Source organism: Pseudomonas sp. KBS0710 (genome assembly GCF_005938045.2).
Lineage (GTDB): Bacteria > Pseudomonadota > Gammaproteobacteria > Pseudomonadales > Pseudomonadaceae > Aquipseudomonas.
Genome location: NZ_VCCF02000001.1, coordinates 351,699 through 377,500, shown reverse-complemented (window position 1 = coordinate 377,500; position 25,802 = coordinate 351,699). Strand labels below are relative to the sequence as shown.

At 59.3% G+C, this 25,802-nt stretch carries 28 protein-coding genes and 1 pseudogene (1 of these 29 only partly in view); 19 read left to right on the top strand and 10 right to left on the bottom strand.

Features of this window, described 5'->3' with window-relative positions; translation table 11 throughout:
- Positions 1-108: the 3' portion of a hypothetical protein gene (locus FFI16_RS01780; RefSeq protein WP_138813927.1), read on the top strand. The gene continues 222 nt to the left of window position 1, outside the view; the window shows 108 of its 330 coding nt (coding positions 223-330); its start codon lies beyond the left edge, outside the window; its stop codon occupies positions 106-108.
- Here the strand turns inward: FFI16_RS01780 and FFI16_RS01775 are convergent.
- Entirely contained in the window at positions 58-678 is a 621-nt protein-coding gene (locus FFI16_RS01775) for a LysE/ArgO family amino acid transporter (protein ID WP_138813926.1), read from the bottom strand. The genes FFI16_RS01780 and FFI16_RS01775 overlap by 51 nt on opposite strands.
- 160 nt (positions 679-838) lie before the next feature.
- On the opposite strand from FFI16_RS01775, the gene FFI16_RS01770 reads away from it, so the two are divergent.
- Positions 839-1,531 (top strand): NBR1-Ig-like domain-containing protein, encoded by a 693-nt coding sequence (locus FFI16_RS01770; protein ID WP_138813925.1) that lies wholly within the window; start codon positions 839-841, stop codon positions 1,529-1,531.
- Between the two features lie 6 nt (positions 1,532-1,537).
- Here the strand turns inward: FFI16_RS01770 and FFI16_RS01765 are convergent, their stop codons facing one another.
- The 4 genes and pseudogenes from FFI16_RS01765 to FFI16_RS01750 form a co-directional block, all read right to left on the bottom strand.
- Entirely contained in the window at positions 1,538-2,173 is a 636-nt protein-coding gene (locus FFI16_RS01765; protein WP_138813924.1) for a LysE family translocator, read from the bottom strand.
- A gap of 295 nt (positions 2,174-2,468) precedes the next feature.
- Positions 2,469-2,777, bottom strand: a complete 309-nt coding sequence (locus FFI16_RS01760) for a DUF3077 domain-containing protein (RefSeq protein WP_099489623.1) — start codon at positions 2,775-2,777, stop codon at positions 2,469-2,471.
- Between the two features lie 483 nt (positions 2,778-3,260).
- Positions 3,261-3,359: pseudogene (locus tag FFI16_RS01755) on the bottom strand (PIN domain-containing protein); the annotation flags it as partial.
- Positions 3,356-3,826 carry a helix-turn-helix domain-containing protein gene (locus FFI16_RS01750; RefSeq protein WP_017135424.1) on the bottom strand — a complete coding sequence of 157 codons (471 nt, stop codon included), beginning with the start codon at positions 3,824-3,826 and terminating at the stop codon, positions 3,356-3,358. The gene FFI16_RS01750 and the pseudogene FFI16_RS01755, both read right to left, overlap by 4 nt.
- A gap of 191 nt (positions 3,827-4,017) precedes the next feature.
- Between FFI16_RS01750 and FFI16_RS01745 the strand changes: the two genes are divergently transcribed.
- From FFI16_RS01745 to FFI16_RS01735, 3 genes are all read left to right on the top strand, one after another.
- Entirely contained in the window at positions 4,018-5,154 is a 1,137-nt protein-coding gene (locus FFI16_RS01745; RefSeq protein ID WP_138813923.1) for an S-type pyocin domain-containing protein, read from the top strand.
- The gene (locus tag FFI16_RS01740) at positions 5,151-5,375 is read left to right on the top strand and encodes a hypothetical protein (protein ID WP_138813922.1); all 225 of its coding nucleotides are present in this window, start codon (positions 5,151-5,153) and stop codon (positions 5,373-5,375) included. The genes FFI16_RS01745 and FFI16_RS01740 overlap by 4 nt, the downstream gene beginning before the upstream one ends.
- Positions 5,376-5,564: 189 nt before the next feature.
- Complete coding sequence (locus tag FFI16_RS01735) at positions 5,565-5,906, top strand: hypothetical protein (protein ID WP_306110106.1); 342 nt, start codon at positions 5,565-5,567, stop codon at positions 5,904-5,906.
- Here the strand turns inward: FFI16_RS01735 and FFI16_RS01730 are convergent.
- Together FFI16_RS01730 and FFI16_RS01725 are read right to left on the bottom strand one after the other, a co-directional pair.
- The gene (locus FFI16_RS01730; protein ID WP_138813920.1) at positions 5,863-7,245 is read right to left on the bottom strand and encodes an ATP-binding protein; all 1,383 of its coding nucleotides are present in this window, start codon (positions 7,243-7,245) and stop codon (positions 5,863-5,865) included. The genes FFI16_RS01735 and FFI16_RS01730 overlap by 44 nt on opposite strands.
- Positions 7,242-7,904, bottom strand: a complete 663-nt coding sequence (locus FFI16_RS01725; RefSeq protein WP_017135419.1) for a response regulator — start codon at positions 7,902-7,904, stop codon at positions 7,242-7,244. Before FFI16_RS01725 ends, FFI16_RS01730 begins: the two co-directional genes overlap by 4 nt.
- Positions 7,905-8,123: 219 nt before the next feature.
- On the opposite strand from FFI16_RS01725, the gene FFI16_RS01720 reads away from it, so the two are divergent.
- The 3 genes from FFI16_RS01720 (at position 8,124) to FFI16_RS01710 (ending at position 12,098) form a co-directional block, all read left to right on the top strand.
- Positions 8,124-9,392, top strand: coding sequence for an exo-alpha-sialidase (locus tag FFI16_RS01720; protein WP_138813919.1), 1,269 nt, complete (start codon positions 8,124-8,126; stop codon positions 9,390-9,392).
- On the top strand, positions 9,392-10,003 hold the full coding sequence (locus FFI16_RS01715; RefSeq protein ID WP_138813918.1) for a hypothetical protein: 612 nt from the start codon (positions 9,392-9,394) through the stop codon (positions 10,001-10,003). Before FFI16_RS01720 ends, FFI16_RS01715 begins: the two co-directional genes overlap by 1 nt.
- Positions 10,004-10,076: 73 nt before the next feature.
- Positions 10,077-12,098 carry an LTA synthase family protein gene (locus FFI16_RS01710; protein WP_138813917.1) on the top strand — a complete coding sequence of 674 codons (2,022 nt, stop codon included), beginning with the start codon at positions 10,077-10,079 and terminating at the stop codon, positions 12,096-12,098.
- Here FFI16_RS01710 and FFI16_RS01705 read toward each other — a convergent pair whose 3' ends face one another.
- Positions 12,099-12,473, bottom strand: a complete 375-nt coding sequence (locus FFI16_RS01705) for a cytochrome c family protein (protein WP_056858301.1) — start codon at positions 12,471-12,473, stop codon at positions 12,099-12,101.
- A gap of 181 nt (positions 12,474-12,654) precedes the next feature.
- Here FFI16_RS01705 and FFI16_RS01700 point away from each other — a divergent pair, with 181 nt between their 5' ends.
- The 8 genes from FFI16_RS01700 to FFI16_RS01665 all read left to right on the top strand — a co-directional run bounded on the left by FFI16_RS01700 (position 12,655) and on the right by FFI16_RS01665 (position 20,488).
- Entirely contained in the window at positions 12,655-13,035 is a 381-nt protein-coding gene (locus FFI16_RS01700) for a response regulator (RefSeq protein ID WP_138813916.1), read from the top strand.
- Positions 13,036-13,229: 194 nt separating this feature from the next.
- Entirely contained in the window at positions 13,230-13,844 is a 615-nt protein-coding gene (locus tag FFI16_RS01695) for a biliverdin-producing heme oxygenase (protein ID WP_138813915.1), read from the top strand.
- The gene (locus FFI16_RS01690) at positions 13,841-16,069 is read left to right on the top strand and encodes an ATP-binding protein (protein WP_138813914.1); all 2,229 of its coding nucleotides are present in this window, start codon (positions 13,841-13,843) and stop codon (positions 16,067-16,069) included. The genes FFI16_RS01695 and FFI16_RS01690 overlap by 4 nt, the downstream gene beginning before the upstream one ends.
- A gap of 142 nt (positions 16,070-16,211) precedes the next feature.
- Positions 16,212-16,391 (top strand): hypothetical protein, encoded by a 180-nt coding sequence (locus FFI16_RS01685; RefSeq protein ID WP_138813913.1) that lies wholly within the window; start codon positions 16,212-16,214, stop codon positions 16,389-16,391.
- 142 nt (positions 16,392-16,533) lie between these two features.
- Complete coding sequence (locus tag FFI16_RS01680; RefSeq protein ID WP_138813912.1) at positions 16,534-18,432, top strand: alkaline phosphatase D family protein; 1,899 nt, start codon at positions 16,534-16,536, stop codon at positions 18,430-18,432.
- Positions 18,433-18,623: 191 nt separating this feature from the next.
- The gene (locus FFI16_RS01675) at positions 18,624-18,965 is read left to right on the top strand and encodes a type II toxin-antitoxin system RelE/ParE family toxin (protein WP_178112621.1); all 342 of its coding nucleotides are present in this window, start codon (positions 18,624-18,626) and stop codon (positions 18,963-18,965) included.
- A 10-nt stretch (positions 18,966-18,975) separates the two neighbouring features.
- Positions 18,976-19,284, top strand: coding sequence for an XRE family transcriptional regulator (locus FFI16_RS01670; RefSeq protein ID WP_138813911.1), 309 nt, complete (start codon positions 18,976-18,978; stop codon positions 19,282-19,284).
- Between the two features lie 190 nt (positions 19,285-19,474).
- Complete coding sequence (locus FFI16_RS01665) at positions 19,475-20,488, top strand: sensor domain-containing diguanylate cyclase (RefSeq protein ID WP_138813910.1); 1,014 nt, start codon at positions 19,475-19,477, stop codon at positions 20,486-20,488.
- A 43-nt stretch (positions 20,489-20,531) separates the two neighbouring features.
- Here the strand turns inward: FFI16_RS01665 and FFI16_RS01660 are convergent, their stop codons facing one another.
- Positions 20,532-21,548 carry an amino acid ABC transporter substrate-binding protein gene (locus tag FFI16_RS01660; RefSeq protein WP_138813909.1) on the bottom strand — a complete coding sequence of 339 codons (1,017 nt, stop codon included), beginning with the start codon at positions 21,546-21,548 and terminating at the stop codon, positions 20,532-20,534.
- 223 nt (positions 21,549-21,771) lie between these two features.
- Here FFI16_RS01660 and FFI16_RS01655 point away from each other — a divergent pair, with 223 nt between their 5' ends.
- The gene (locus tag FFI16_RS01655; RefSeq protein WP_138813908.1) at positions 21,772-23,022 is read left to right on the top strand and encodes an aspartate aminotransferase family protein; all 1,251 of its coding nucleotides are present in this window, start codon (positions 21,772-21,774) and stop codon (positions 23,020-23,022) included.
- Here FFI16_RS01655 and FFI16_RS01650 read toward each other — a convergent pair.
- The gene (locus FFI16_RS01650; protein WP_138813907.1) at positions 23,019-25,034 is read right to left on the bottom strand and encodes a c-type cytochrome; all 2,016 of its coding nucleotides are present in this window, start codon (positions 25,032-25,034) and stop codon (positions 23,019-23,021) included. The two genes, FFI16_RS01655 and FFI16_RS01650, sit on opposite strands and share 4 nt — an antisense overlap.
- Before the next feature lie 229 nt (positions 25,035-25,263).
- Here FFI16_RS01650 and FFI16_RS01645 point away from each other — a divergent pair, with 229 nt between their 5' ends.
- Complete coding sequence (locus tag FFI16_RS01645; protein WP_138813906.1) at positions 25,264-25,518, top strand: type II toxin-antitoxin system prevent-host-death family antitoxin; 255 nt, start codon at positions 25,264-25,266, stop codon at positions 25,516-25,518.
- Entirely contained in the window at positions 25,515-25,769 is a 255-nt protein-coding gene (locus FFI16_RS01640; RefSeq protein WP_099489640.1) for a Txe/YoeB family addiction module toxin, read from the top strand. The genes FFI16_RS01645 and FFI16_RS01640 overlap by 4 nt, the downstream gene beginning before the upstream one ends.
- The last annotated feature ends 33 nt before the right edge of the window (positions 25,770-25,802 follow it).

Genomic DNA, 25,802 nt, shown 5'->3' with positions numbered 1-25,802 from the left:
GGCCGTGAGCTGCTTAAACTGTCCACCGGTGTACAACAGGCCAGCAGCCTTGACGAGCTAAGCGCCCCGCTGACTACCCTCAAGGACTACCTGAAAGATATCCAGTGAGTCAGTGATCAACATACCAGCCAAGTACACCATCAATACGGCGACGCCAGCGTCCAGACATCGCCAGACTACGGGCGCGCGAAACAATAAGGCCAACCGCTGACATCCCAGCGCCAACAGCACAAACCAGATTAATGACGCTGTCATGGCACCTGTCGCGAACAGTGCTTGTTGGCCTGCGGGTTTGGCTGCGCCGATAGAGCCGATCAGCACCACTGTGTCGAGCCAGGCGTAGGGGTTGGCAAAACCAAGGACTATCGCCGTGCGTAAAAGTCCGCGTTGCGAATTGCCACCTTGCGTGTCCGGCATGGATTGATTGCGGATGCACGCTCGTAAGCGTTGAGTACCGAACCACAGCAGATAAGCCGCGCCTGATAGCAGTAAAAACGCCATTATCTCTGGGCGGCGCGCCAACAACGAACCCAATCCCGAAATGCCAAAAACAATGAGAAGGATGTCGGCGAGCACGCAGATGGCGACCACTCCCCAGAGAGGGCCACGGCTGACAGCCTGACGAATGACTAACGTATCTTTCGGCCCAGGAGCAACAAAAAGGCCAATACCAAGCACAACCCCTCAATAAAGTAAGACGTCATAGTTACCTTTCAAATCCGCTGAAAAGGAATTCAACACACGCCGGAACTCCAAGGACAGGCGCGCCGTGTAGTGTGCATACCTCGCTAAATGCAGCGGCGAGCAGGTTGTCTTTTTTGGCGTACAAAGGTGAAGCATGACGGTCAGAACAAGGGACACTCTGAGGGCGTTGATTACCCGACGCAGCAGAGAGCTGGGCAAACCCATGACCACATTGGCCAACGAAGCCGGCATCTCCAGAACTTACCTCTACGGGTTGGCGGGCGGCGCTTCACAAGATCCCTCGGTACGGACGCTGATCAAGCTGGCCAAAGCGCTACAGGTTTCACCGCTGCTGTTGTTCCGCTATTTCGCTGACCTGGCGGGCGCGCCGACGGACGCCAACTCAATGGCCATCACCAATCGAGCAATCGGCCTGCGTGACACGAGTGACATCGCCGTCTTCAACGCAGACGTAACCACCCCCGACCAAACCGTTGTGCTGCCCGGTGAAATCTTTCAAAAAACCTGGGAGCTTCAAAACCTCGGCACCCGCCCCTGGCGCGCTCGAAAGTTGGTCCGCGTGGACGGTGAATACTTCATCGCCCGACGCACCGCCACGGGCGCGCCGTTGGAAGTGGTGATGGACACACACCTGCGCAGTCTGAGCAGCGAAATCCCCATTGCAGAAACACTGCCCGGCCAACCGGTGCATATCACGGTGGAATTCGCCGCGCCCAAAGAGACGTGTACCGTCACTTCCATATGGCGGATCGAGGACGAACACGGCCAGCCCTGCTACAGCCCCGCGTTCATCTTGCATGTAATCGTCAACGTCATGGCGCGCTGAGTGACCTCACCGCCGCCCTTCAACCGCCATCCGCACGGCCAAGCCCATCAGCACCGAGCCCATCACCCAACGCTGAACCACCTGCCAGCTCGGCCGGGTGACGAAGAACACCGCGATAGAGCCCGCCATCATTGCAATCACCGCGTTGACGCTCACGCTGATGGCAATCTGCGTAAAACCCAGGATCAGTGATTGCATCAGCACACTGCCATGCCCATTCGGGTCAATAAATTGCGGCAACAACGACAAATACATCACCGCCACTTTGGGATTCAGCAGGTTGGTCACCAAGCCCATCATGAACAACTTGCGCGGGCTGTCCTGGGGCAAGTCCCGCACTTGAAACGGCGACCGGCCACCCGGTTTCACCGCCTGCCAGGCCAGGTACACTAGGTACAACGCGCCGCCGAGCCGCAGCGCGTCGTAGGCAAAAGGCACCGCCATCACCAATGCGGTAATCCCCAGCGCCGCGCAGAACATATAAACGAGGAAACCCAAAGCAACGCCACCGAGGGAAATCAACCCGGCCGTAAGCCCCTGGCAGATCGAGCGGGAAATGAGATAAATCATATTCGGCCCGGGCGTCAGCACCATGCCGAGGGAGATCAGGCCATAAGCAAGCCAGCTGGACATTTCGGGCATGGTGTCACTCCTGCATTATTGTGCTGGGTGCCATGGTAGGGCGTTGAAAAGCAGGGCGTTAGATACAGATACGCGAGCAAAACGTCATACACCGCTCACGGTAAGGCACATGATCGACTTCACCTCGCTGCCGTACACATCGCGCACGTCTGATCTGAACCCTGCAGGCAAAAAAAGACCCTGGCGTCCCAAGGTCTTTTTTACTGCTAACACTGCTTCAACAGATGTACACCGACCAATGTGGGAGCTGGCTTGCCTGCGATGACGCCAGCCGCCACACCCTCAAACCACCCGCCTACACCGAAACAGCCTCCCCCTCCTCCATCACCCCATTGGGCAACATCCCATTCGCCAAATCATCCACCACCGCCTTCGCCATCTCCCCCAAATAATGCGCCGCCCAGGCATAACGGTCCGCGCCTTTTTCCATGGCCGCATCCAACGCGAGCATTTTGGAGCAGTGCAGCAACTCGGAAGCATGCTCCAGGGCATCACGAATGGGCACGCCAGCATTGACGCGGAATAGACGGTGCAGATTGGGCTGTTTGCCGCAGGTGGAGAAGGTGATGATGCCGAGGGTTTTGTTGAGAGGTGGGTTGATCATTGGGCACCTCCGGGTTGGGCGGTGATGACGATGGTGCTGTGTGGGTACGAACTATCAAAAACGCTCATTGGCTTAACTCCTAATGTAGAGAAGAGCCGCCACGTTCGTTTCCAGGCGAATGGGTGGCAGCTATGCGCAGGCTGGAAAACCGGGACAATAGGAACCCGGCAGACCCGAGGGCCTCCCGCGCACAGCCGCCATAACACGGATATGCTGGCACAAAACACCAGCAATCGTGATAAAAATAGTGGCACCTGTGCGCTATTGTTCCACGGGTTTCCAGGCCCGGTCGCTGATTGGCAGCGACGAGCGAGAACTTAGCTTTAAAAACCAAATGATCAAAGCCGAGCCTTGTGACGAAAAATGTCATGAGGCTGGGACGGGGGTAAATGCCTTTTCTTTCGAGGAGGCCAAAGATAAGCAAGCCAACCAGAGTGATCCCCAGCAAATAGGCCCGAGCATTCGAAACAACAACATCACCGCATACAGTCCCGACAAACCAAGCCACATCAGCAAATCCCGGAGTGCCGCCGGGTAGAGAACACACGCATCGTATACCGCGGTAAACGGCGAACACCTCATCCGTCATACCCCATTCCCAACGCCTGAGCTTGTTGCGCCAGCGCTTCCATTGCCTCTTGGCTTTCTTCGTCACGGCGCTGCTTGAACGCCATCAGATCCGAAAACCGGATTCGCCGATGCCGGCCCGTTTTTGTAAACGGAATGGCGCCCTCCTCCAGCATCTTGACCAAGTGCGGGCGCGAAACGTTGAGCAGGTCGGCGGCCTCCTGCGAGGTCAATTCGGCATGCACCGGTACAACCTTGACGGCATTACCGATAGCCAATTCACCCAGGATATCTACCAACAGGCGCAGGGCTGAGGTCGGGAGTACGAGAGTGTGCGGTTTGTCTTCTTTGTCAAAAATGTCGATGCGCTGGGTTTCAAATTTGGTCGAAAGCAGAGACGCCAGCTCTCGCTGGCCTTGCACGGCGGCTTCGACTTCCTTTTCCAGCGGCAGGATCGTTTTGGGGAGTTGATTGGTGATCATGATGCAGCTCCGGCGTTACGCAATTCGGTTGAGCCAAAACTAAACGAAACAAACGAAAATCGCAATAATCGAAACAGTCCTGGCTAACCAAACGCCAGTCTCCTTTTCCCACACCAACCATCGAACGAAGCCGACATCAGCCACTGCTCCCACCTCATAGGCTCACTCCCACACAAGGAAGTGAGCCAGTGATGTCAGAACGCGCGTACCCCATCACCGAAGAAGAACAACTCAAACGGCGGATCCTGACGCCGCAGCCGAAGCGCGTGCCCTATTCACCGCCAATTGATTTATTTGAGCCGCCTCCCACCCCAGCGCCAACACTCGCCAAACCGCCCGGCTGCGTGTTCACCAAACCCTGCCAACTCGCCAACGGCATCATTCGCTACAGCGACCCCACCGGCTACGTACCGCTGGAGTTGATCAAGGACTATGGCCATTTCAGCCTGTTGGGTGGGCGCGAGGTACACAGCCGTGGCGCCGTTGCCTTGCGCAAGATCAGCGGCAGTGCCCTGCCTGTCGGCTTGGGGCAATTGGCGTTGCGATCGGCGACAGTGGAGTCGGCAGCGACTGCGGTTGGAACTGTCGCCGGTGGGTTGCTGACGGGGCTGGTCGCGTTGTTGTGGCCATCGGCGCTGGGCGATAGCGCGCTGTACAGCGAGGAGCAATTACGCTCGCTGCAACGGGCGCGGTCGCAGATGCGTTTGCATGTCGAGCAGCGTGAGGATGGCACTCTAAAGGGCTATGGGTTTTACACGGGCAACAACCCCGATTGGCAGATGATCGATGTGGTGCAGTTCCAAAGCCGTGGCGATCAGTTTGTGGCGGATTTGGGTGAGGGCGTGGAGCTGATCTGGACGCCTGCGGTTGATCCGGGCGACACGCTGGGGATTCCCGCCTTGGAAGCTGCGCCGCAAGCGCCGGTGATCTGGATCTATCCGCCCACGGAGAAGGCGGCGCAGATTCTGGTAAACCCGATTTACCCACCGCAGTACCGGGATTTTATTCTGGTGTTCCCGGTGGAGTCGGGGGTTCGACCGCTGTATGTGGTGGTGAGTGTTTGGGCTGGGGATCACAAGTATCACCCGAGTCCAACGTTTTTAACCGCCTTTCCAGATGCTGTACGTGCTCCCTCCAAATCCGGAGTCCAGGGAGGAGGCAAGCTTAGGCCTCGGTGGAAAGAGCCACATGGCAACATCTACGAATGGGACTTCGAACGGGGCAAGGTAGAGATGTACAACAAGCGAGGTAAACACTTGGGAGAATTCGACCCTATAACAGGTGAACGGACTAAAAACGCAAACGACAAGAGAAGGATAGATCCATGAAACACCTTATCTACGTAGTCCCGACGGGAAGCGACACTATTTCGACTGAAATTCCACTCAGCCTGAACGCTGCCGACTTGTTACCCATCATGGCTTGGGAAAATGAACACGAATGTGTCTATGACTACCTGCTTACGCCTCTGCAAATCGAAGGCATCGAAAAACTTACCTCATTGGTCTTTCCAAAAAATGCGTCGCTATATTTAGCATGCGACGCGTAATGGCCATTCTGCGCTAACCATTCAAAGAGTCCGAATTTCATGCGTAGGCTTCCACTTTCAGAGAAAAAGCCCCACCTCTACCGCTCAGTCAACACCCGGACCCACGGTGTGCACCACAGTAGCTGTTTCGCTTATCGCAATGAACGGCATACCAAAAGCGCAAAGCGCTCACTGTCCACACGCGCTTCAATGCATAGCCATCAACGACACGGTTTTGACTACACGCCACTATTCCGATTTCTCCTGTCCAAAGTCGGTCAGCCATGGGACAAGGTGTTCAGCGAAGCCAACGCCCGCCTGGATCGCCCGGAGCCCGTGTTCTGGATGGTTGCGCTGCATGAAAATGACAAAGACGAATACGTGCGAATAGGTGAGTCCAGCTATTACAGCGGCTTGTGGGTCGACGAGACAGGCCTGCTGCAAAAGGTTAACCCCCAATTGACCCCCGAACAGATGAAGCCAGGTTGTGACTGCGGCACCCACACGCTCAACGGTGTGAAATTCCCGCAGGCGCTTGCGCGCAAGCCGTAAAGCTCAACCGCGCACACAACCCACCCTGCTCCAAATTACTCAACGTCAACCCACACCCAATCTTCCCCACAATCATCTCCACAATCGCCAACCCCAACCCCGCGCCATTGGCGTTATCCCGACTGTAAAACCGTTCAAACAAGCGCCCCATCTCCGCCTCATCAATGCCCGGCCCTTGGTCTTCCACGCTCAAACCTTGCGCGCCGATCACCACCCGCACCTCGCCACCCACCGGCGAAAAGTTAAGTGCATTGGTCACCAGGTTTTGCAGCGCAATCGCCAACGCCACCGGCTCGGTCTGTACCCAACATTCTTCATCGCCTTCCAGCACCAGCTCCACGCCTTTCTCCATGGCCAGTGGCGTCAGCTCGGCGAGTTCTTCGCGCACCAGTTCCGTCAGTTGCACGGGCTTGCGCACGGGGTTGCTCAGTTGCGGCTCGATGCGGGCCATGGTCAGCAGTTGGCTGCCAATGCGCGTGGCGCGGTCTACGCCGTTTACCAAAAAGTCCAGGGCTTCGCGCCGTAGTTCTTCAGTCGCAGCGTTTTGGGCGTTTTGGGCGTGGATGCGCAGGATAGCCAACGGCGTGCGCAGTTCATGGGCTGCGTCGGCGATGAAGCGGCGTTCGCGCTCCAGCAGGTCGTCCATCTGCACCAGCAGCCGGTTGAGTGCGGTTTGCATCGGCTCCAGTTCGCTCGGCAGTGGGTTGACGTTCAGCGGTTGCAGGGCGTTGGTGTTGCGCCCGCGCAGCTTGCGGGCCATGGTGCGCAAGGGCCTCAGCCCCCAGCCGATGGCCAGCCAGATCAGCACGGTCAGCAGCGGCACGCCAATCACGCTGGGCCATAGGGTGTGGCGCACGATGCGCTCGATAACGCTCTGGCGAATGTCGTCGCGCTCGCCCACCCAAATCAGCAGGCCTTGTTGCGGGTCGGCGAGGAGGAAGGCGCACCACTCGTTGCCACTGTCCATCAGGTCATGGGCGCCGAGGGTTGTGGGCGGTGCGGTGAGGACAGGTGCTTCGGCAGAACGCATGAGCAGTTGCCCATCGCTGCGCCAGACCTGGAAGGTCAGGCGGGTCTCGTAAGGATGGGCCACGCCCTCCTCGCCCACGCGGCTCATGGCCTGGTCGAACGCCTCATACAGGCGGCCCCAGTCTGCGTCGCCAGGATCGCGCTGGCGCAGTACGCCTTGCAGCAGGCGGGCACTTTGGGCGAGTTGGGCGTCGTAGACTTCTTCGATTTCGTGGTGGCTGTCGCGCAGCACCAGCCAACTGATCAGGGCGTCGCCGAGCAGGATCAGCACCAGCACCGGAATAAGAATGCGCGCGCGTACCGAGCTCATGGCTTGAGCGCCAGCACATAGCCCACACCGCGCACGGTACGGATCAGCTCGGTGGATAACTTCTTGCGCAGGTTATGGATCAACACTTCCAGCGTGTTGCTCTCAACCCGGTCCTGCCAACCATACAAAGCACGGGACAACCGCTCGCGGGTCACGACTTTTCCAGGGCGCACCATCAGTTGGTGCAACAGTTGGTATTCCATCGGAGTGACGATGATCTCATCGCCCTGGTAGCGCACTTGTTGGGTGGCCGGGTCGAGGCTGACGCCGGCGTGTTCGAGCATCGGTTGGGCGCGCCCCTGGCTGCGGCGCAACAGGGCGCGCACGCGGGCTTTGAGTTCCTCGACGTCGAAGGGTTTGATCAGGTAGTCATCGGCGCCGGCATCCAGGCCGGCGATGCGTTCGGCGGTGCCATCGCGGGCGGTGAGGATCAGCACCGGCAGGTCGTGTTGCCCGGCGCGCAGTTGCTGCAACAGGTCCAGACCATCGAGGCGCGGCAGGCCGAGGTCGAGCAACAGCAGGTCGAAGCTTTCAGTGCGCAGGGCGTGCAAGGCGCTGAGGCCGTCTTGCAACCAATCCAGGGTGTAGCCTTCGGCGCCCAATGCCACGCGAATGCCTTGGCCGAGGGCGCGGTCATCTTCGACGAGGAGTAGGCGCATAACGAAATCTCTGTAGGAAACGGCGGAATCATGCCGGGTTCCGGTACGCGCTATTCAGCTAAAGATGTTACGGCTCGTTGCCAACTAAGGTTGCGCTAAGGTTGGTTTTGCACTGTGCCGGCAGGTACGGGACCACCTGTCGTTATGCATGCCCACCGGCCGCAGGAAGCGCCTGCCGGATGAACGTGCGCAGTCTTCCTTTCTTCTCACAGGTTCCCTATGCGCTGCGCCCTACTGATCTTCAGCCTGCTAGGCGTGTTTATTGCCGCCTGGCTCAGCCATCCGCCCCACGTGCTGGCGCCGTTTGCCCAGGCGACCCCGAGCCCGGCGAAGGTGGCGGCAGCCCCGCAATACACCAGCCGTTTTGTATCGTCACAGCTCACCGACTTTGTGCACTCCTCCTCCGTGACCGCCCTGCCCGGTGGCGACTTGATGGCCGTGTGGTTTGCAGGTTCGCGCGAAGGCGCCGCCGATGTGCAGGTGCGCACGGCGCGGTTTGATGCACGCAGTGGCGAATGGGGCGGCGAGCAGGTGCTGGCCACGCGGGAAAGCACGCGCGACGGCACCCAGCGTTACATTCGCAAGCTGGGCAACCCGGTAATTGCCCTGGGGCCGGATAAACGCCTGTGGATGTTTTACGTGTCAGTGTCAGTCGGCGGCTGGGCCACCAGTGCGATCAACGTGATGGTCTCCGATGACCTCGGCGCGAACTGGTCGGCGCCTCGGCAATTGGTGACGTCGCCGTTTTTCAATATCAGCACCCTGGTGCGTGCCGCGCCCGTGTTCCATGCTGACGGCTCGATTGGCCTGCCGGTGTATCACGAGTTCATGGGCAAGTTTGCCGAGTACCTGTATTTGAGTGCCGACGGCGCGGTGATCGACAAATTCCGTATCAGCCGCGGCAAACATTCGCTGCAGCCAACCATCGTGGTACAGGACGGCCAGCGTGCCGTGGCGATGTTGCGTTACGCCGGTGAAACCCATCACCGCGTGCTCGCCAGCCGCACTGAGGATGCCGGGCAAACCTGGAGCGAGCCGTTCCCGCTGGAACCGGCCAACCCCAATTCATCACTGGCGGCCGTAGGGACTGAGGACGACGGTCTACTCGTCGCCCTCAACGACCTGCAGGACGGCCGCTTCAAGCTCAGCCTCTACGGCACCGACGCGCAAATGACGCAATGGCGCACGGTGGTGCAATTGGATGAGTCGCCGGACCCGCTCGGCCAACCGTTCTCTCCCGAAGCTTATAAAGAAATCATCGGCGAAGGCTTCCGCGCCTCCAGCGGTGCCAAGCGCCTGCCGCTGGAACAGCGCTTTCTGAGCAACCTGGATTACCGCGTGTGCAAACCCCGTGGCTGCGATTTCGAGTACGAGTACCCGTATTTCAGCCGTAGCCCGGACGGCATGTACCACTTGGTGTACTCGTGGAATAACACTTTTATCAAACATGTCAGCTTCAACGAAGCCTGGCTGGCGGAGCGCTTGTGATGATGGGGTTGTGGCAAGCCCATTTGAGTTTTGTATTGCTGGGGTTTGTGCTGCTCAGCACGTTGCGTTTTACCGCGCCGTGGCGGCCATGGTTGTTGCCGGTGTTGGTAGTGCTGAGCTTTATTCCGGTGAATGAACTGCCGTTGGCGGCGTATGTGCGCAGTTTTACCGATGACCTGGCGATCAGCACCTTGGTGTTGTTGGCGTGGGTGGCGGTGTGCCGGTTGGGGCTGGTGCAGCCGCTTGGTCGGGCACATCAGGTGCAACTGTTGGTGCTGTTTGGCGGGCTGTGCCTGGTGCTGTACCCGGCGGCGATGGGGCTGACGTATGTCGACCCGTACCGTTGGGGGTTTAACCCTCGGCCGATGATTGTGCTGGTAGGTGCGCTGGCGCTGTTGATGTTGGCGCTGCGCAACAGGTTGGCCGTGTGGATGCTGGCGGTGGGCACGTTGGCATTTGCGCTGCGGCTCAAGGCGTCCGAGAACTATTGGGATTACCTGGTCGACCCGCTGTTGATGGGCTACTGCGCCGTCGCTGGATTAATGCAATTCAAACTGTGGGAGCGGGCTTGCTCGCGAATGCGGCGTGTCGCTCAGAACATCGTTAGCTGACAGACCGCTTTCGCGAGCAAGCCCGCTCCCACATTTGCTTTGTGGTGTTAAGGAAATTTAGTTGAGGTTAATGATGACTGCGTTGCAATCACGCCGCCTGCGCTATGGCGTGGGCGCGATCGGGTTGGTGTTTGTGTTGCTGGCGGCGTTGCGGCTGGTGTTTTTAATCAGCTTTTCCGGCCTGGATTTAAACACCGAGGGCTTGCTGGAAACCCTCGGCATCGGCCTGCGTTTCGACCTGCGCCTGGCGGTGTTGCTCCTGCTACCCGTGGCCGTGCTCACCTGGCTGCCGCGCTGGAACCTTATCACCCTGCCTGCCCTGCGCTGGCTGGCACGCGTCTATCTGCTGATTGCACTGGCCGTGGTTGGCCTTATCTACATCATCGACTTCGGCCACTACGCCTACCTCGGCGTACGCATCAACGCGACGGTGATGCGCTATCTGCAAGACGCGCAGATTTCTCAACAGATGGTGTGGGAAACCTACCCGGTGCTGTGGATAACTGCCTGTTGGTTGGCGGCAGTGGCTTTGTGGGTGTGGGCGCTGGTGTGCCTGGAGCGATTGACCCTGGATCGTGCGCCAAAAATCATCGGCAAACTCACAGTGGCGTCGGTGTCCGTGATCGGTGTGGTCATGGTGCTGCTGGCCCTGCTGGGCCGCGTGGCCAACCTCAACCTGGAAAACCCGGTGCCGCTGCGCTGGAGCGATGCGTTCTTCTCCGGCAACAGCCAGGTCGCCGCCGTGGGCCTGAACCCGGTGCTGTTTTTGTACGACACGCTCAAGGTTGGCCAGTCGCAATTCGATGAAGCCCAAGTGCGCAGGCATTACCCGCAAGTGGCCGAGTACCTGGGCGTTGAGCGGCCTGACGCGCAGCAGCTGAATTTCAGCCGTGAACAAGGCGTGCAGCCCTACAAACTGGCCGGCGAGCGCCCGCCCAACGTAGTCTTCGTTATGCTCGAGTCCCTGGGCACCAGCGCGGTCGGCGCCTATGGCAACCCATTGAACCCCACGCCGAACCTGGACAAGCTGGCGACACAAAGCTGGTTCTTCAAACACTTCTATGTGCCCGTCACCGGCACTGCCAAAACGGTGTGGGCGAGCATCACCGGCGTGCCCGACGTGACCCGCCAGGAGACCGCCACGCGCAACCCGCTGATCACGCGCCAACACACGTTGATTAACGCCTTCGAGGGTTACCAGAAGTTCTACATGATCGGCGGCAACGCCGGCTGGGCGAATATCAATGCACTGATCCGCCAGAGCATCGATGGCGTGCAGCTGTTTGACGAAAGCCACTGGCGTTCGCCCCGCGTGGACGTGTGGGGCATCTCTGACCTGGACCTGTTCAAGGAAGGCGACTCGTTATTGCGCGCCGTGCCCAACGGCCAGCCGTTCTTTGCCTACCTGCAAACCTCCGGCAACCATCGGCCGTTCACCATTCCAAAACAAAACGACGGTTTTCAGTTAAACAACGTAACCCTGGAGCAAGCACAGGCCGCCGGCTCACGCAGTGTTGAGCAATACCATGCAGTACGTTTACTGGACTTCAACATCGGTCGCCTGATGGAAATCGCCAAGGCCGGTGGCTGGTATGACAACAGCATTTTTGTGTTCTTCGGCGACCACAACACGCGCATCAGCCAGATTCCGCACATGGCGCCTGCCTTCGAGCAACTGGGCCTGGAAAGCAACAATGTGCCGCTGCTGATCCACGCACCGGGGCTTGAGCCACGCGTTATCGAGGAGGCCGTGGGCCTGGCGGACTTGCTGCCGACCGTGGCCGGCATGGCGGGCGTGCCGTTTCGCAACGGTGCGATGGGCCGCGATATCCAGCAACCGGCACCGGAAGGCGAACGTGTGGTGCCACTGGTGTTGCACGAAGGCACCTTCCCGATTATCGGCGGTGTGACCCAGCACTTTCTGTTGCAGATGCAGCACGACGGCGGCTCACCGACCTTGCATGACCTGGCCTCGCAAACGCCACGCGAAGATGTGGCCGAGCAGCATCCCGAAGAGTTTCAGCGCCTGCAGGGGCTGACCCGTGGGCTGCATGAAAGTGCGCGGTTGATGCTGTTCAGGAACGTGCGCGAATGATTACTTGGGCTGGAAGGTTTCCAGGTAGGCCAGGATGTTTTCGATCTTTTCCGGGTCGCTGATACCCCAGAAGATCATGCGCGTACCGCTCACCACCTTCTTCGGCGCCTCGATATAGGCGGCGAGCTTGTCGCGGGTCCAGACCACGCCGGAGTTTTTCATCGCATCGGAATACTGATAGTCGGTGGTGGTGCCGGCAGGTCGACCGATGATGCCGTTCAGCTCAGGCCCGAAGCCGCCGCGTGCGCCTTCGCCGATGCTGTGGCAGCCGCCACAGGTCTTGCTGAACAGTTTGCCGCCCGCCTCGGCATCACCGGCCGCCAAGGCCGGGGCGGTGTTGAGGATCAGGGCGAGGGTCAGTAGGGCGTACTTCATGCAGGGCTCCACAGCGGGCAACGGTGCGCCAATTATGCCTGTATCCACCTTCGTGTGCCGCTGTGGGCAACCCCGCGCAACCGCTCTAAAACGACCACCCATCGTTTAAAAAACATCCAATCGAACCTATTCAGCCAGCGCCCACTCCACCTTACTGAACCCTGATGGTGGAGTAAGGATCATGGCTCAGCCATCGATTTTGGTATTGGAAGACGACGAGATCATTCGAGCGTTAATGGTGGATGTATTGGAGGACTTCGGCGCGCTTGTGACGTCGTTTCCTTCAGCGGATGAAGGCATGATTTATCTGGAACGCGGCGATGACCCGGTGGACCTGATCGTCAGTGATATCCAGATGCCGGGGTTACTCAATGGCTATGACTTGAGCAAGGTGGTCGCACATCGCTGGCCGTCGGTGCCGGTGGTGCTGACCTCGGGCAATACCAAGCTGGCGGCGCAACTCGGCGGCTCGGTACGTTTTTTACCCAAGCCCTGGAGTGCGCAACACCTGGTTGAGTGCGTGCAAACAGCACTGACCCAGCAAGGCGCCTCCATGCACTAATAGCGCCGCGACATCACTTAAACCGAACTTGCTGCAATGCTCTGTGGTCATTCATTACGCAAGGAGCGACTTTTCTGATCCGCCGGTCAGGCTTTTCGCCTTGTGCGTACAGTTGACGGCAATGAGTTGTGTAGAATCGTCGCCCATTTCACGCGTCATTCATGGCCGTAAGGCCCACAGTTCGAGCTTATTGAATGCATTCACAGGCCCATGACGTCAGTGCGCCCTCATTGCTGGAAGCGTTGCGCACAGGCACGGGTTTGCTGCATGTGGCGTTGGAAAAGCGCTTGCCGTTTTTCTCTGAGCAACTGGATGCCAACTGGTATCGGCGCTTGCTCCAGGCGTACTACGGGTTTTATGCGCCGATGGAAGCGGCGCTGTACGACAGTGGCTTGATCCCCGACGGATATGACGCTGTGCTGCGTGTGAAAACACCCACACTGCTGGGCGACTTGCGCGCCCTTGGCTTGAATGATTACGCCATCGACGCCCTGCCCCGCTGCACCCAACACCCCACCTTCGACACCCCCGCTGCCTGCCTCGGTGCCCTCTATGTACTGGAAGGCGCGACCCTGGGCGGCCAAGTGCTGCGCCGGGAAATGGCTCGGCGCCTGGGCATACACGCCGATAACGGCGCAGCGTTCCTTGATGTATACGGCGCCGAAACCGGTCGGCGCTGGAAAGACTTTCTCGATTACCTGGGCCGCCTGCCGCTGGATGCTGACGCAAAACAGCGCGCGGTCGATGCGGCCCGTTCCACATTCAGTGGCTTTGAGCAATGGCTCGCGAGCCAGGAGGTACTGCTATGAAACCCGAAGATTTTGAAGAACTGCTTGCCAACTGTGCCGACGAACCGATTCGCTTCCCGGGCGCGATCCAGCCCCACGGTGTGCTGTTGACGTTGTCGGAGCCTGAGCTGCACATCACTCAGGTCAGCGCCAACGTGGCCAGCTTGTTCGGCCACGCGCCCGAGGCGCTGTTGGGCCAGCCGTTGCACCAGTTAATCGGTGTTGAGCCCGCGCAAGCCGTGCAATCAATCGCTGAAAACAATGCGTTTTTTGACGCGCCGGCGCTGCATGTCACGCTCAATGGTGCTGAATATGAAGGCTTGCTGCATCGCCATCAGAATGTGCTGGTGCTGGAATTCGAACCGCGCCTTGCAGATTTCAAACCCCGCGCCCTGAATGGCCGTACCAGTGACCTGGGCAAGATGCTGCAACGCTTGCAGTCGGCGAAGACCCTGCAGGCGCTGTACGAAATCAGCGTGGCTGAGATCCAGGCCATGACCGGTTACGACCGGGTGCTGATCTATCGCTTCGAAGAAGAAGGCCACGGCCAGGTGATTGCCGAAGCGTCGGCGCCGTCCATGGAGCTGTTCAACGGGTTGTTTTTCCCCGCGTCCGACATTCCCGAGCAGGCCCGCGAGCTGTACCGCACCAACTGGCTGCGCATCATCCCGAACGCTGCCTACGAACCGGTGCCGCTGCTGCCCAAGCTGCGGCCGGGCACTGACCAGCCGCTGGACTTGAGCTTTGCCACCCTGCGCAGCGTGTCGCCGATTCACTGCCAATACATGCAAAACATGGGCGTGCTGTCGTCCATGAGCATCTCGTTGATGGCCGGCGACAAGCTGTGGGGCCTGATCAGTTGCGGCAACCGCGAGCCTTTGCTGGTGCCCAACGACCTGCGTGTTGCCTGCCAGACCATCGGCCAGGTGTTGTCGCTGCAGATCAGCGCCATGGAAGCCCTGGACTTGAGCCGCCAGCGCGAAGAGAAAGTCGAAGCCCTGGCACTGCTGGACCGGGCGATGAAAGCCTCGGAGCAAAACGTCTTCGATGGCCTGGCCCAGCAGCCGCAGGTGCTGATGGACCTGACCCTGTCGGGCGGCGTGGCGATCATCGAAGACAAGCAACTGCACCGTTACGGCAATTGCCCCGAGCCTGCGCAGATTCGTGCGCTGCACAAGTGGCTGCAAGAAAGTGGCGAGCCGGTGTTTTCCAGCCATAACCTGACGTCGGTGTACCCGCCTGCCGCCGAGTTCCAGCAAGTGGGCAGCGGCGTTCTGGCCATGAGCCTGCCTAAGCCTGTGGATAACGGCGTGTTGTGGTTTCGCCCGGAAGTCAAAGAGAACATCAACTGGAGCGGTGACCCGAACAAGCCGCTGAACCTGGAAAGCTCCGACGCCGGTTTGCGCCTGCGCCCACGCACCTCGTTTGAAATCTGGAAAGTCGAAATGGCCGGCATCTCCACCAAGTGGAGCCACGGCGACCGGTTTGCCGCCAACGACCTGCGCCGTTCCGCCCTGGAAAATGACCTGGCACGCCAAGTACTGCGCGAACAGCAAGCCGTGCGTGCGCGTGATGAGCTGGTGGCGGTGGTATCCCACGATCTGCGCAACCCGATGACGGTCATCTCGATGCTCTGCGGCATGATGCAAAAAGCCTTCAGCTCCGACGGCCCACACACCTCGCGCAGGATTTCCTCGGCCATCGACACCATGCAACAGGCCGCCGGGCGCATGAATGTGCTGCTGGAAGACCTGCTCGACACCTCGAAAATCGAGGCCGGGCGCTATGTGGTCAAACCCGTGTCGCTGGACGTCAGCCAGATGTTCGAAGAGGCCTATTCGCTGCTCGCGCCGTTGGCGATGGAGAAAGGCATCGACTTGTCGTTCAACGCCGAACCCGGCCTGCTGATCCATGCCGACCCGGAGCGCCTGTTCCAGGTGCTGTCGAACCTGATCGGCAATGCCATCAAGTTCACCCCGCGCCAGGGCAATATCGGCATCAGTGCCATGAGCAATGGCGAAGACATCGTATTTTCGGTGCGCGACTCCGGCGAAGGTATTGCGCCTGAACAGTTGCCCCATGTGTTTGATCGCTACTGGACCCAGACCGAAAACAACCCCACCGGCAGTGGTTTGGGGCTGTATATCACCCAAGGTATCGTGCAGGCCCACGGCGGGCGGATCGAGGCTGAGAGTGAGTTGGGGCGTGGCAGCGAGTTCAGGTTTACGGTACCCAAGTCTGTCTGAAACACCTTCAGCCCTACAAATATCAAACATGCAGAAACCTATGGCCGGGAACGTTAACCCGGCCAATGCCACTGAGTGGGCGCGCAGTCAAAGGGAGTATTGATGCGAGAAGATCCCTCCTATTGAGCAAGAGGTTTTACCCATGAACATCGGTAATTCGTTTCATTCCTACAACCTCAACCAGATCACTCAACTCCAGCAGACGCCTGCCAAGCCAGACGAAAAACCCTCGACGACCGGCGGTAACGCCCCGAAAAATAATACGCAGTCGAAGTCAAATGAGACGTCCCTGGACTCCCTCGGAAAAGGTTACCTAGAGTGATACTGCAGCACAAATCAGATGGCGTGCGACGCCTCTGATCTCAGCCAAGGAGCGCATCGCCCAGCGTTGCGCCTTGTTAACAAAACAGCGACATCCTCTGCGCTACCCTTTTCAGTTCAACCCTTTGTGAGCTGCTCTTTTCATGCCCCAAACCGATACCCTGCCCGCCGTGATCGCCGGTCCCATGCTCAGACGCCTGGAACCCCAGCGCCTGGTGATCTGGCTGGTGGGCAGTCGTGTCCTGCCATTGCGCTTAAAGCTGCAAGTGCCTCAAGGCAAAACGCTGACCATCGATCTGGACACCCAGCAGTGCCAAATCGTGCCGGTTGGCCGCCACGCCTTTATCCACCTGATTGACGTTTCCCTGAGCGAAGCCCTGCCGCTGGACGTGATGATCGACTACGACTTGCTGGTGGACGGCAGCGGCATTGCCGAATGGGCACCGCACCTGCTGTATGCCAACGCATCGTCGGCGAATTTCGTATTGCATAGCCGCATCCACCAGTTGGTGCACGGTTCCTGCCGCAAACCTCACCACCACGCCGATGACGGTTTGCTGTGCGTAGACCGCCTGCTGGCTGACGCACACGCACCGGCTGAGCGCCCGGCGCTGTTGATGATGAGCGGCGACCAGGTTTACGCCGACGATGTGGCCGGGCCGATGCTGCGGGCGATTCATGCGCTGATCGCACGGCTGGAATTGTTCGACGAATACCTGGAAGGCGCCGTGGTGGATGACAGCGCCAGCCTCTACGGGCATCGCGCCAGCTATTACCACCGCGCGGATCTGCTGCCCGCACTGGACAGCAACGAGACCCTGCGCGAACGCTTTTTCGGCGGTGTGAAAAAACCGATCTTTACCAGCAGTACCGCCGACAACCACTTGGTGACGTTTGCCGAAGTGCTGGCGATGTACCTGTTGGTGTGGTCGCCCACGCCCTGGACCCTGATCACGCCACAGCCGCCGTCATTAAGCGCGCCGGAGCAACTGCGCTACGACCACGAGCAAGTGCAGGTCGATCGGTTCCGTGATGGCCTGCCCGGCGTCGCGCGGGTTTTCGCGCACCTGTCGACGCTGATGATCTTTGACGATCACGACATCACCGACGACTGGAACCTCAGCGCCCAATGGGAGGCCACCGCCTACGGTCATCCATTCTCCAAGCGCATCATCGGCAATGCCCTGCTCGCTTATATGCTGTGCCAGGGCTGGGGCAACCAACCGGATGTGTTTGGTGAACTGTTGGAACACACCCAGGCGCTGGCCGCCAAGCCCCAAGACAACCACCTGCATGCCGCTGCGCACGATGAACTGCTGCAAACCCTGCTGAAATTTCAGCACTGGCATTACGTGCTGCCCACCACACCCGCGCTGGTAGTGCTCGACACTCGCACCCGGCGCTGGCGCAGTGAGTTTGCGCTCAAGCAACCCTCCGGCCTGCTGGACTGGGAGGCTTTGAGCGAACTGCAACAGGCCTTGCTGGACCACCCGTCGGCCATCATCGTCTCGCCCGCGCCAATCTTCGGCGTCAAGCTGATCGAGACGGTGCAGAAAGTCTTCAGTTGGTGCGGCTACCCATTGCTGGTAGACGCCGAAAACTGGATGGCCCATCGCGGCGCCGCCCAGGTGATCCTGAATATCTTCCGGCACTCGCGCACGCCAGGTAACTACGTGATCCTGTCGGGCGATGTGCATTACTCGTTCGTCTATGAGGTGCTGATTCGCCACCGCAGCGCTGGCCCAAAAATCTGGCAGATCACCAGCAGCGGCATCAAGAACCAGTTCCCGGCACGCTTACTGGAGTGGTTCGACCGCCTCAACCGCTGGCTCTACTCACCGCGCTCGCCACTCAACGGTTTCACACGCCGACGCACCATGCAGGTAGTACCGCATATCCCGGAGCATGCCGAGGCGGGTGAACGGCTGTGGAATTCGGCGGGCATCGGCCAAGTGTTTTTCAATGAGCTGGGCCAGCCGGAGGCGATTTATCAGCACAACGCGGACGGTAGGCCTCGAACGCGGATGGTCGCGCCGGAGTAAGTTTTCCTACGCATGGCAAATTATTCTCGCACCCACCTTTCAGAAAGTTCATAACGCTTTATTTTTACTGATTTTTTTTGAAACCCTTCAACCTCAGCAACTCACAAAATAAGTGCCAGGCTCTGACCAATCTTCGCGAAAAGACACCTCAATCGCCGATTGCCTCATGAACCTATTTTGGTACACTCTTCATGAACAACCTACCTCTCGTGTTGAGCGTCGCATTTTACCGAACGGAGGCTGGCAACGAGCCCGTGCGTGACTGGCTGATGGAGTTGCCCAGGGAATCAAAAAAACTTATAGGCACTGACATAAAATCGGTCCAACTCGGATGGCCGCAAGGGATGCCGTTGGTTAGAAAGCTGGAGCATCGCCTTTGGGAGGTCCGAACCGATCTTGGTGAAAATGCTGCACGCGTCATTTTTACCTTGGCCGCCAGCCAAATGGTTTTGCTGCACGGCTTCATTAAAAAGAGTCAGAAAACGCCTTCAGTCGACCTGAACACCGCCAGACATCGCAAAAACAAGCTCTGAGGAACATCCCATGAATAAGCATATCGGCTCCAACTTTGATGATTTTCTCAGTGATGATGGGCTCATAGAAGAAGTCTCTGCCGGGGCGTTGAAGCGTGTTATTGCCTGGCAATTGGCAGAGGCGATGAAGGTGCAGAAGGTCAGCAAGAAAGCGCTGGCCGAACGTATGCATACCAGCCGTACCGCCGTCGATCGAGCGCTGGACCAGAACGACGCGGGCATGACACTGTCCACCCTGGCCAGTGCGGCAAGGGCTTTGGGTCAACATGTGGAAATACGCCTCCTATCGAACACGCAAGCAAGGCCTGCAAGGACGTGAAAGCTCGTGCCAGGCGAGTACAACGTATGTCTCTTCGCCTGCTGATTAATGGCCTATCGCCACACCACTAAAGCAGCACATTCAGCCTATTCAAAGCGCGCAAGCCGCGATGTAGAGTAACCTCAGCCACGGTGTACCGGCATCAATGAAGACTGGCCGTAGGAGCCAGCATCGGCAGGGAAGCGCACAGATGAACGAGACATCCGGCAATAAACCGCTGCTCAATCACTTTTCCGAACTCAACGCCGACATGTTGCATGCGGTGATGGAACTCGTCAGCGACGGTATCTGGGACTGGAATGCCAACACGGGGTTCGTGTACCGCAGCCCCGGCTGGTACATGATGCTTGGCTACCCCCGCCACTCCCTGGAGAACAGTGTGTTCACCTGGGAGAATGTGATCCACCCCGACGATTACCCACGCGTAATGGCCGTTTTTGATGACTACATCAGCCAGCGCGCGCCCTATTACCAGGCCGAGTATCGGTGCCGCAAGGCTGACGGCTCTTACTTGTGGATCGAAGACCGTGGCTACGTCATTGCACGTAACCCCGACAATTCCGTGGCGCGCATGGTCGGCGCGCACCGCGATATCCATACACGCAAAATCTCTATCGAACAGCTGCAAAAGCGCAACCAGTCGCTGGAAGCGCTGGTGGCCGAACGCACCCTTGAGTTGTCACGGGTTAATCAGCAACTGCAATTGCAGTTGGACGAGAACCGCTCCCTGGCCGAACAGGACGCCCTGACGCGCACCGCTAATCGTTATCGCCTGGAGAAGGTGCTGCTGGAGGCGTGCGACCGTGCCGAGCGCTTCCGCGTACCGCTGGCCTTGGTGGCCATGGATATCGATGACTTCAAGCCGATCAACGACAAACATGGTCATGGCGTCGGCGACCAGACCCTGGTGAGCGTGGTAGACAGCCTGGAAACCTGTATGCGCCAAGGCGACTTGCTCGCACGCTGGGGCGGCGATGAGTTTATGGTGGTCCTGCCCAAAAGCACCTTGGATACCGCCAGGCAATTGGCCGAACGTATCCGTCAGGCCATCGCCGAGATGCCCGCCGTAGGCGACTTCAAAGTCACCCTGAGCCTGGGCATAGTGGAGCGGCGGATGGGCGAAACGCCCGCCGCCCTGATGGCACGTGCCGATCAGGCACTGTACCGGTCCAAGGCGGCGGGCAAGGATGTGGTCTCGGAGTGATGTGGGAGTTGGCTTGCCAGCTCCCACTTAAGGCAGCGCTCAGTCAACGCACCGGCGGTGCGTACTGGATGCCGCCATTGCTCCACAACGCATTGAGCCCGCGTTTGATCTTCAGCACGCTGCCCTGGCCGATATTGCGTTCGAATACCTCGTCGTAGTTACCCACCTGTTTGACGATCTGCACCACCCAATCCTTGCGCAACTTCAGGTCTTTGCCGTAATCGCCGTCTGCACCGAGCAGGCGTGCAACGTCGGGGTTCTGGGTGGATTTGGCCTGGGCCTCGACATTTTGCGAGGTGATGCCCATTTCTTCGGCATTGAGCATGGCAAACAGGGTCCACTTGACGATGCTGAACCACTCATCGTCGCCCTTGCGCACCAGCGGCCCCAACGGCTCTTTGGAGATCACCTCCGGCAGCACCACGAACTCATCCGGGTGGGCCATCTTGATGCGCTGGGCATACAGGCCCGACTGGTCGGTGGTGAGCACGTCGCAACGTCCGGCTTCCAGGCCCTTGGCGCTCTCATCGGCGGTGTCGAAGGTGATCGGCGTGTACTTCATGCCGTGGGTGCGGAAAAAGTCCGAAACGTTGAGTTCGGTGGTGGTGCCGGCCTGGATGCAGACGGTCGCGCCATCGAGTTGCTTGGCGCCGGTCACGCCCAACTTGTGGTTGACCAGAAAGCCGATACCGTCGTAATAGGTCACGCCGGTAAACACCAGGCCCATGCCGGAATCGCGTGAGCTGGTCCAAGTGGTGTTGCGCGAAATCAGGTCGATTTCGCCCGATTGCAGCGCGGTGAAACGCTCCTTGGCGGTCAACTGGGTGAACTTCACTTTTGACGCATCGCCGAACACGGCGGCGGCAACGGCGTGGCACACGTCCACATCGAGTCCGGTCATCTTGCCCTGGCTGTCCGGCACGCCGAAGCCCGGCAGGCCGTCACTGACGCCGCACTGGATAAAGCCTTTTTTCTGGATCGCGTCCAGAGTCACACCCGCGTGGGCGCTGCCGGCAAGCGCAACGGCCGTGGCGGCGAGGATCGTTTTAAGGTGGTTCATGCGAGGCACTCCCTGTGTATCTTTTATTATTCGGCGCCGCACTGCCCGCGCCGGTTTCTGAGGTTGCCCGGCAGTATTGTCAGGTTTGCAGCGTGGCCACAAACGACCTTTAGGCAACAGCTCCTTCCGATTTGGAATGACCCGGCGACTTTATTTCGTTTGCGGCAAGCCTGGGCGCGCGGCTTAGATAAATACACGCCCGCCATTGCCGAGTCCCCGATTCATGAGCCGCGAAAGCATCAGCCAGTCGATTTCCATCGTTCACCCCATCAACCTCAGCCACGGTAAAAATGCCGAGGTGTGGGACACCACGGGCAAGCGCTATATCGATTTTGTCGGTGGCATTGGCGTGCTTAACCTTGGGCACTGTCACCCAGGTGTGGTGGAGGCGATTCGCGAACAAGCCACGCGGCTTACCCACTATGCGTTCAACGCCGCGCCGCACGCGCCCTACATCGAGCTGATGGATCGCGTTTGTGCGTTTATCCCGGTGGATTACGCGGTGAGCGGCATGCTCACCAACAGCGGCGCGGAAGCGGCGGAAAACGCCTTGAAAATCGTGCGCGGCGCCACCGGCCGCACGGCGGTGATCGCCTTTGATGGCGCCTTCCACGGCCGCACCCTGGCCACGCTTAACCTCAATGGCAAGGTAGCGCCGTACAAGCAAAAAGTCGGTGTGCTGCCTGGCCCGGTGTATCACCTGCCCTACCCCAGCGCCGATAACGACGTGACCTGCGCCGAAGCCCTGAAGGCCATGGACCGTCTGTTCAGTGTGGAAATCGACATCAACGATGTGGCCTGTTTCATCATCGAACCGGTGCAGGGCGAAGGCGGCTTTCTGGCCCTGGACATCGAATTCGCCCAGGCCCTGCGCCGCCTCTGTGATGCGAAGAACATCCTGCTGATTGCCGATGAAATCCAGTCCGGCTTCGGGCGTACCGGCCAGCGTTTTGCGTTCTCGCGCCTGGGCATCGAACCGGATCTGATCCTGCTCGGCAAAAGCATCGCCGGTGGCGTGCCATTGGGCGCGGTGGTCGGGCGTAAGGCGCTGCTCGACAACTTGCCCAAAGGCGGCCTGGGTGGCACCTACTCCGGTAACCCGATTGCGTGTGCGGCGGCCTTGGCGACATTGGACGCGATGACTGATGAACACCTGCAAACCTGGGGTTCACAACAAGAGGCCGCGATCGTCCGCCGTTATGCCGCCTGGCGCGAGCAGCAACTGTCGCCCTACCTGGGTCGCCTGACCGGCGTGGGCGCCATGCGTGGCATCGAGCTGGCCCATGCCGACGGCACGCCCGCGCCTCAGCAACTGAACCAACTGCTGAGCCTGGCGCGCGATGCCGGCTTACTGCTGATGCCCAGCGGCAAATCGCGGCATATCATCCGCCTGCTGGCACCGCTGACTACTGAGCCTGCGGTGCTGGAGCAAGGCCTGGATATTCTTGAGGACTGCCTTAAGCAGCTGGCTTAATAGCGCGCATCCACCGGTTTGCCGCCGTTGGGCCAGTCTTTGACCTTGTCCGGGAAGTCCGGGCGCGGTTGGCCAGAAAAATACGCCGCCACGTCCACCGCGTCCTGGTCCGACAAACCGCCCTGCCCCAACGGGAATTTCTCGTGGAAGCCGATCGGCATGTTGCGCTTCACAAACGCCGCCGCGGTGTAAGGCCGTGCCATACCGGCGCCGATGTTGAACGACTGCTCGCCCCACAGTGGCGGGTACACCAGCTCGCCGTCGGCACGCGCCAGGCCCTGGCCGTTATCGCCATGGCACACCGCACATTGCTTGGCATACACCCGCTTGCCGTTGTCCAGGTCGGGCTTGATCGCCGGATCGATCTTGCCCACGCCGCGCCCGGCGACTTTATCTTCAGGGCGGGTGTTGTTTTTCATCCAGTCAAAATACGCAACCATCGCCTGCATATCCGCCGACTGCGGCGCCAGTGGCTTGCCGTTCATGGAACGGCGGAAACAGCCATTGATGCGCTCCTCCAGCGTGACCACCTTGCCCGCACGCGGCGCGTAGCTGGGGAAGAACGCCGACACGCCTACAAACGGCGAACCGTCCGCCACGGTGCCAGCGTTGAGATGACAACTGGTGCAGTTAAGCGAATTGCCGACGTTATCCGGCAGCAGCGCCTTGGTTTGCAGGTGCAGGCGCATGCCGCGAACAACCTGGTCGGCGTTCGGTGCGGCGAGCAAATCCGCCAGCCTTGGGGTTTCGAAGGCCGACGAATCAGTGGTGGCAGGGTTGAGTTGGTCGCGCAGTGTCTTCACCTGGGCGGCGCTGATAGGCGTGCCTGCGTTGCCCCAACGGGTGCGCACAAACGTCAGGATCTCGGCGATTTCCTGATCGGCCAGCCGGCTGAACCCGGGCATGGTGTAGACCCGTGGGTGGGCGGCGGTTTGCGCAGTCTCCCAGCCGGTCAGCGTGATATGCAACAGCGAAGTCGGGTTATTCGAGGCAACGCTCGGGTTACCCGCCAAGGGTGGAAACAGGCCTTTGACCCCGGCGCCGTCACTGCGATGGCAGTCGCTGCAAAACTGCATGTAACCCAGGCCGCCACGGCTGGTGAACAAGTCGGCTGGCGGTGCGGCAGGTGCTTGGGCGACCGATGGCATTGGCAGGTCATTTTTGCCTGGCGGCAGAGACTTGAGGTAACTGGCGATGGCCGTGAGGTCGTCATCGCTGAAATGCTGGGTGCTGTGGTGGATCACATCGGCCATGTTGCCGGCGACTGTGGCAAAGCGGTTCTGCCCGGTCTTGAGCAGTTGCACGGTGTCTGGCACCGTCCACAGGTTGCGCAGGCTCAGGGCGCGCCAGTGCTCGACGGTTTCCCCGGCCAGGTAATGCCGGCCACTGCGGCCCGCATCGCTCATGGCTTTTTCCTGGAAAGCGATGCCCCGTGGCGTGTGGCATGAGCCGCAATGCCCCAGGCCCTGGACCAGATAGGCGCCACGGTTGAGCACTTCGCTACGCTGTGGGTCGGGTTGGAACGGCTGCTTGTCGAGAAAGGCAAAATTCCACAGCGCCAGGCCCCAGCGCTGATTGAACGGGAAGCCCATGTCCGCCTCAAGGTTGGCCTGTTGCACCGGCTCCACGCCTTGCATCAGGTAGGCGTACAGGGCGCGCATGTCCTCGTCGCTCATCTTCGCGTAAGACGGATACGGCATCGCCGGGTAAAGGTTCATGCCCGCCGGCGTCACGCCTTCACGCATCACCTTGTCGAACTGCTCGAAGCCGTAGTTGCCGATACCGGTGGCGCGGTCCGGCGTGATATTGCTCGAATAGATCGTGCCCATCGGCGTGCTCAGCTCCAGCCCGCCAGCCATCACCTGGCCTTGCTTGGCGGTATGGCAGGCGATGCAGTCGCCCAGTTGGGCCACGTATTTACCCTGTTCGATTTGGGTTGGGGTGGCGTGCAGAGGTAGCGCAAGACACAGCGTCGCCCCCAGCAAGGCCAGGCGGGACAATGAAAAGGCCATCGCATTAATCCTTTAATAACCTGGCGTGGAGTAGTCCCCTCGGCGCAGGCCAGCGGTTGTTTTTATGGGTTCATCAGGCCTTTGTGTTGTAAAGGGTTTTGCGGTGGGGGGTGTTGATGTGGGTCAGCACTGAAATGATGACAACGCCAAGCGCGTGACCGTTGATAGGATGCCCCTTGTAGACATGTACGCATTTCTGTACGTTTCAGCCATCAATGAGGAGACCTGCATGGAAACTATCAACTACACCAAAGCCCGCGCTCATTTGTCCGAAACGATGGACCGAGTTAACGAAGATCACATCCCGCTGCTGGTGACACGACAAAAAGGCGAGCCGGTGGTGATGATCTCGCTGTCAGAATTCAATGCTCTTGAAGAGACAGCCTATCTGCTGCGTTCGCCAAAAAATGCTGAACGTCTCATCAACTCAGTCAACAGCTTGCGAGCAGGTAAAGCCAAGCCAAGGCGGTTGATTGAAGAATGAAAATACTTTTTACCCCTGAAGGCTGGGACGACTACCTCTGGTTTCAACAAAACGACAAGGCAGGCCTCAAGCGTATAAACCTGCTGATCAAAGCGATCCAAAGAGACCCCTTTGATGGGGTCGGCAAACCTGAACCTCTCAAACACAACCTGAGTGGCTTCTGGTCCCGCAGAATCACTGCCGAGCATCGACTTGTTTATGGTATTGAGGAGGATGAAGTACAAATTTTGATGTGCCGCTATCATTACTGACCGAGCTCACATCGCCTGATCTGCTCCTCTCCT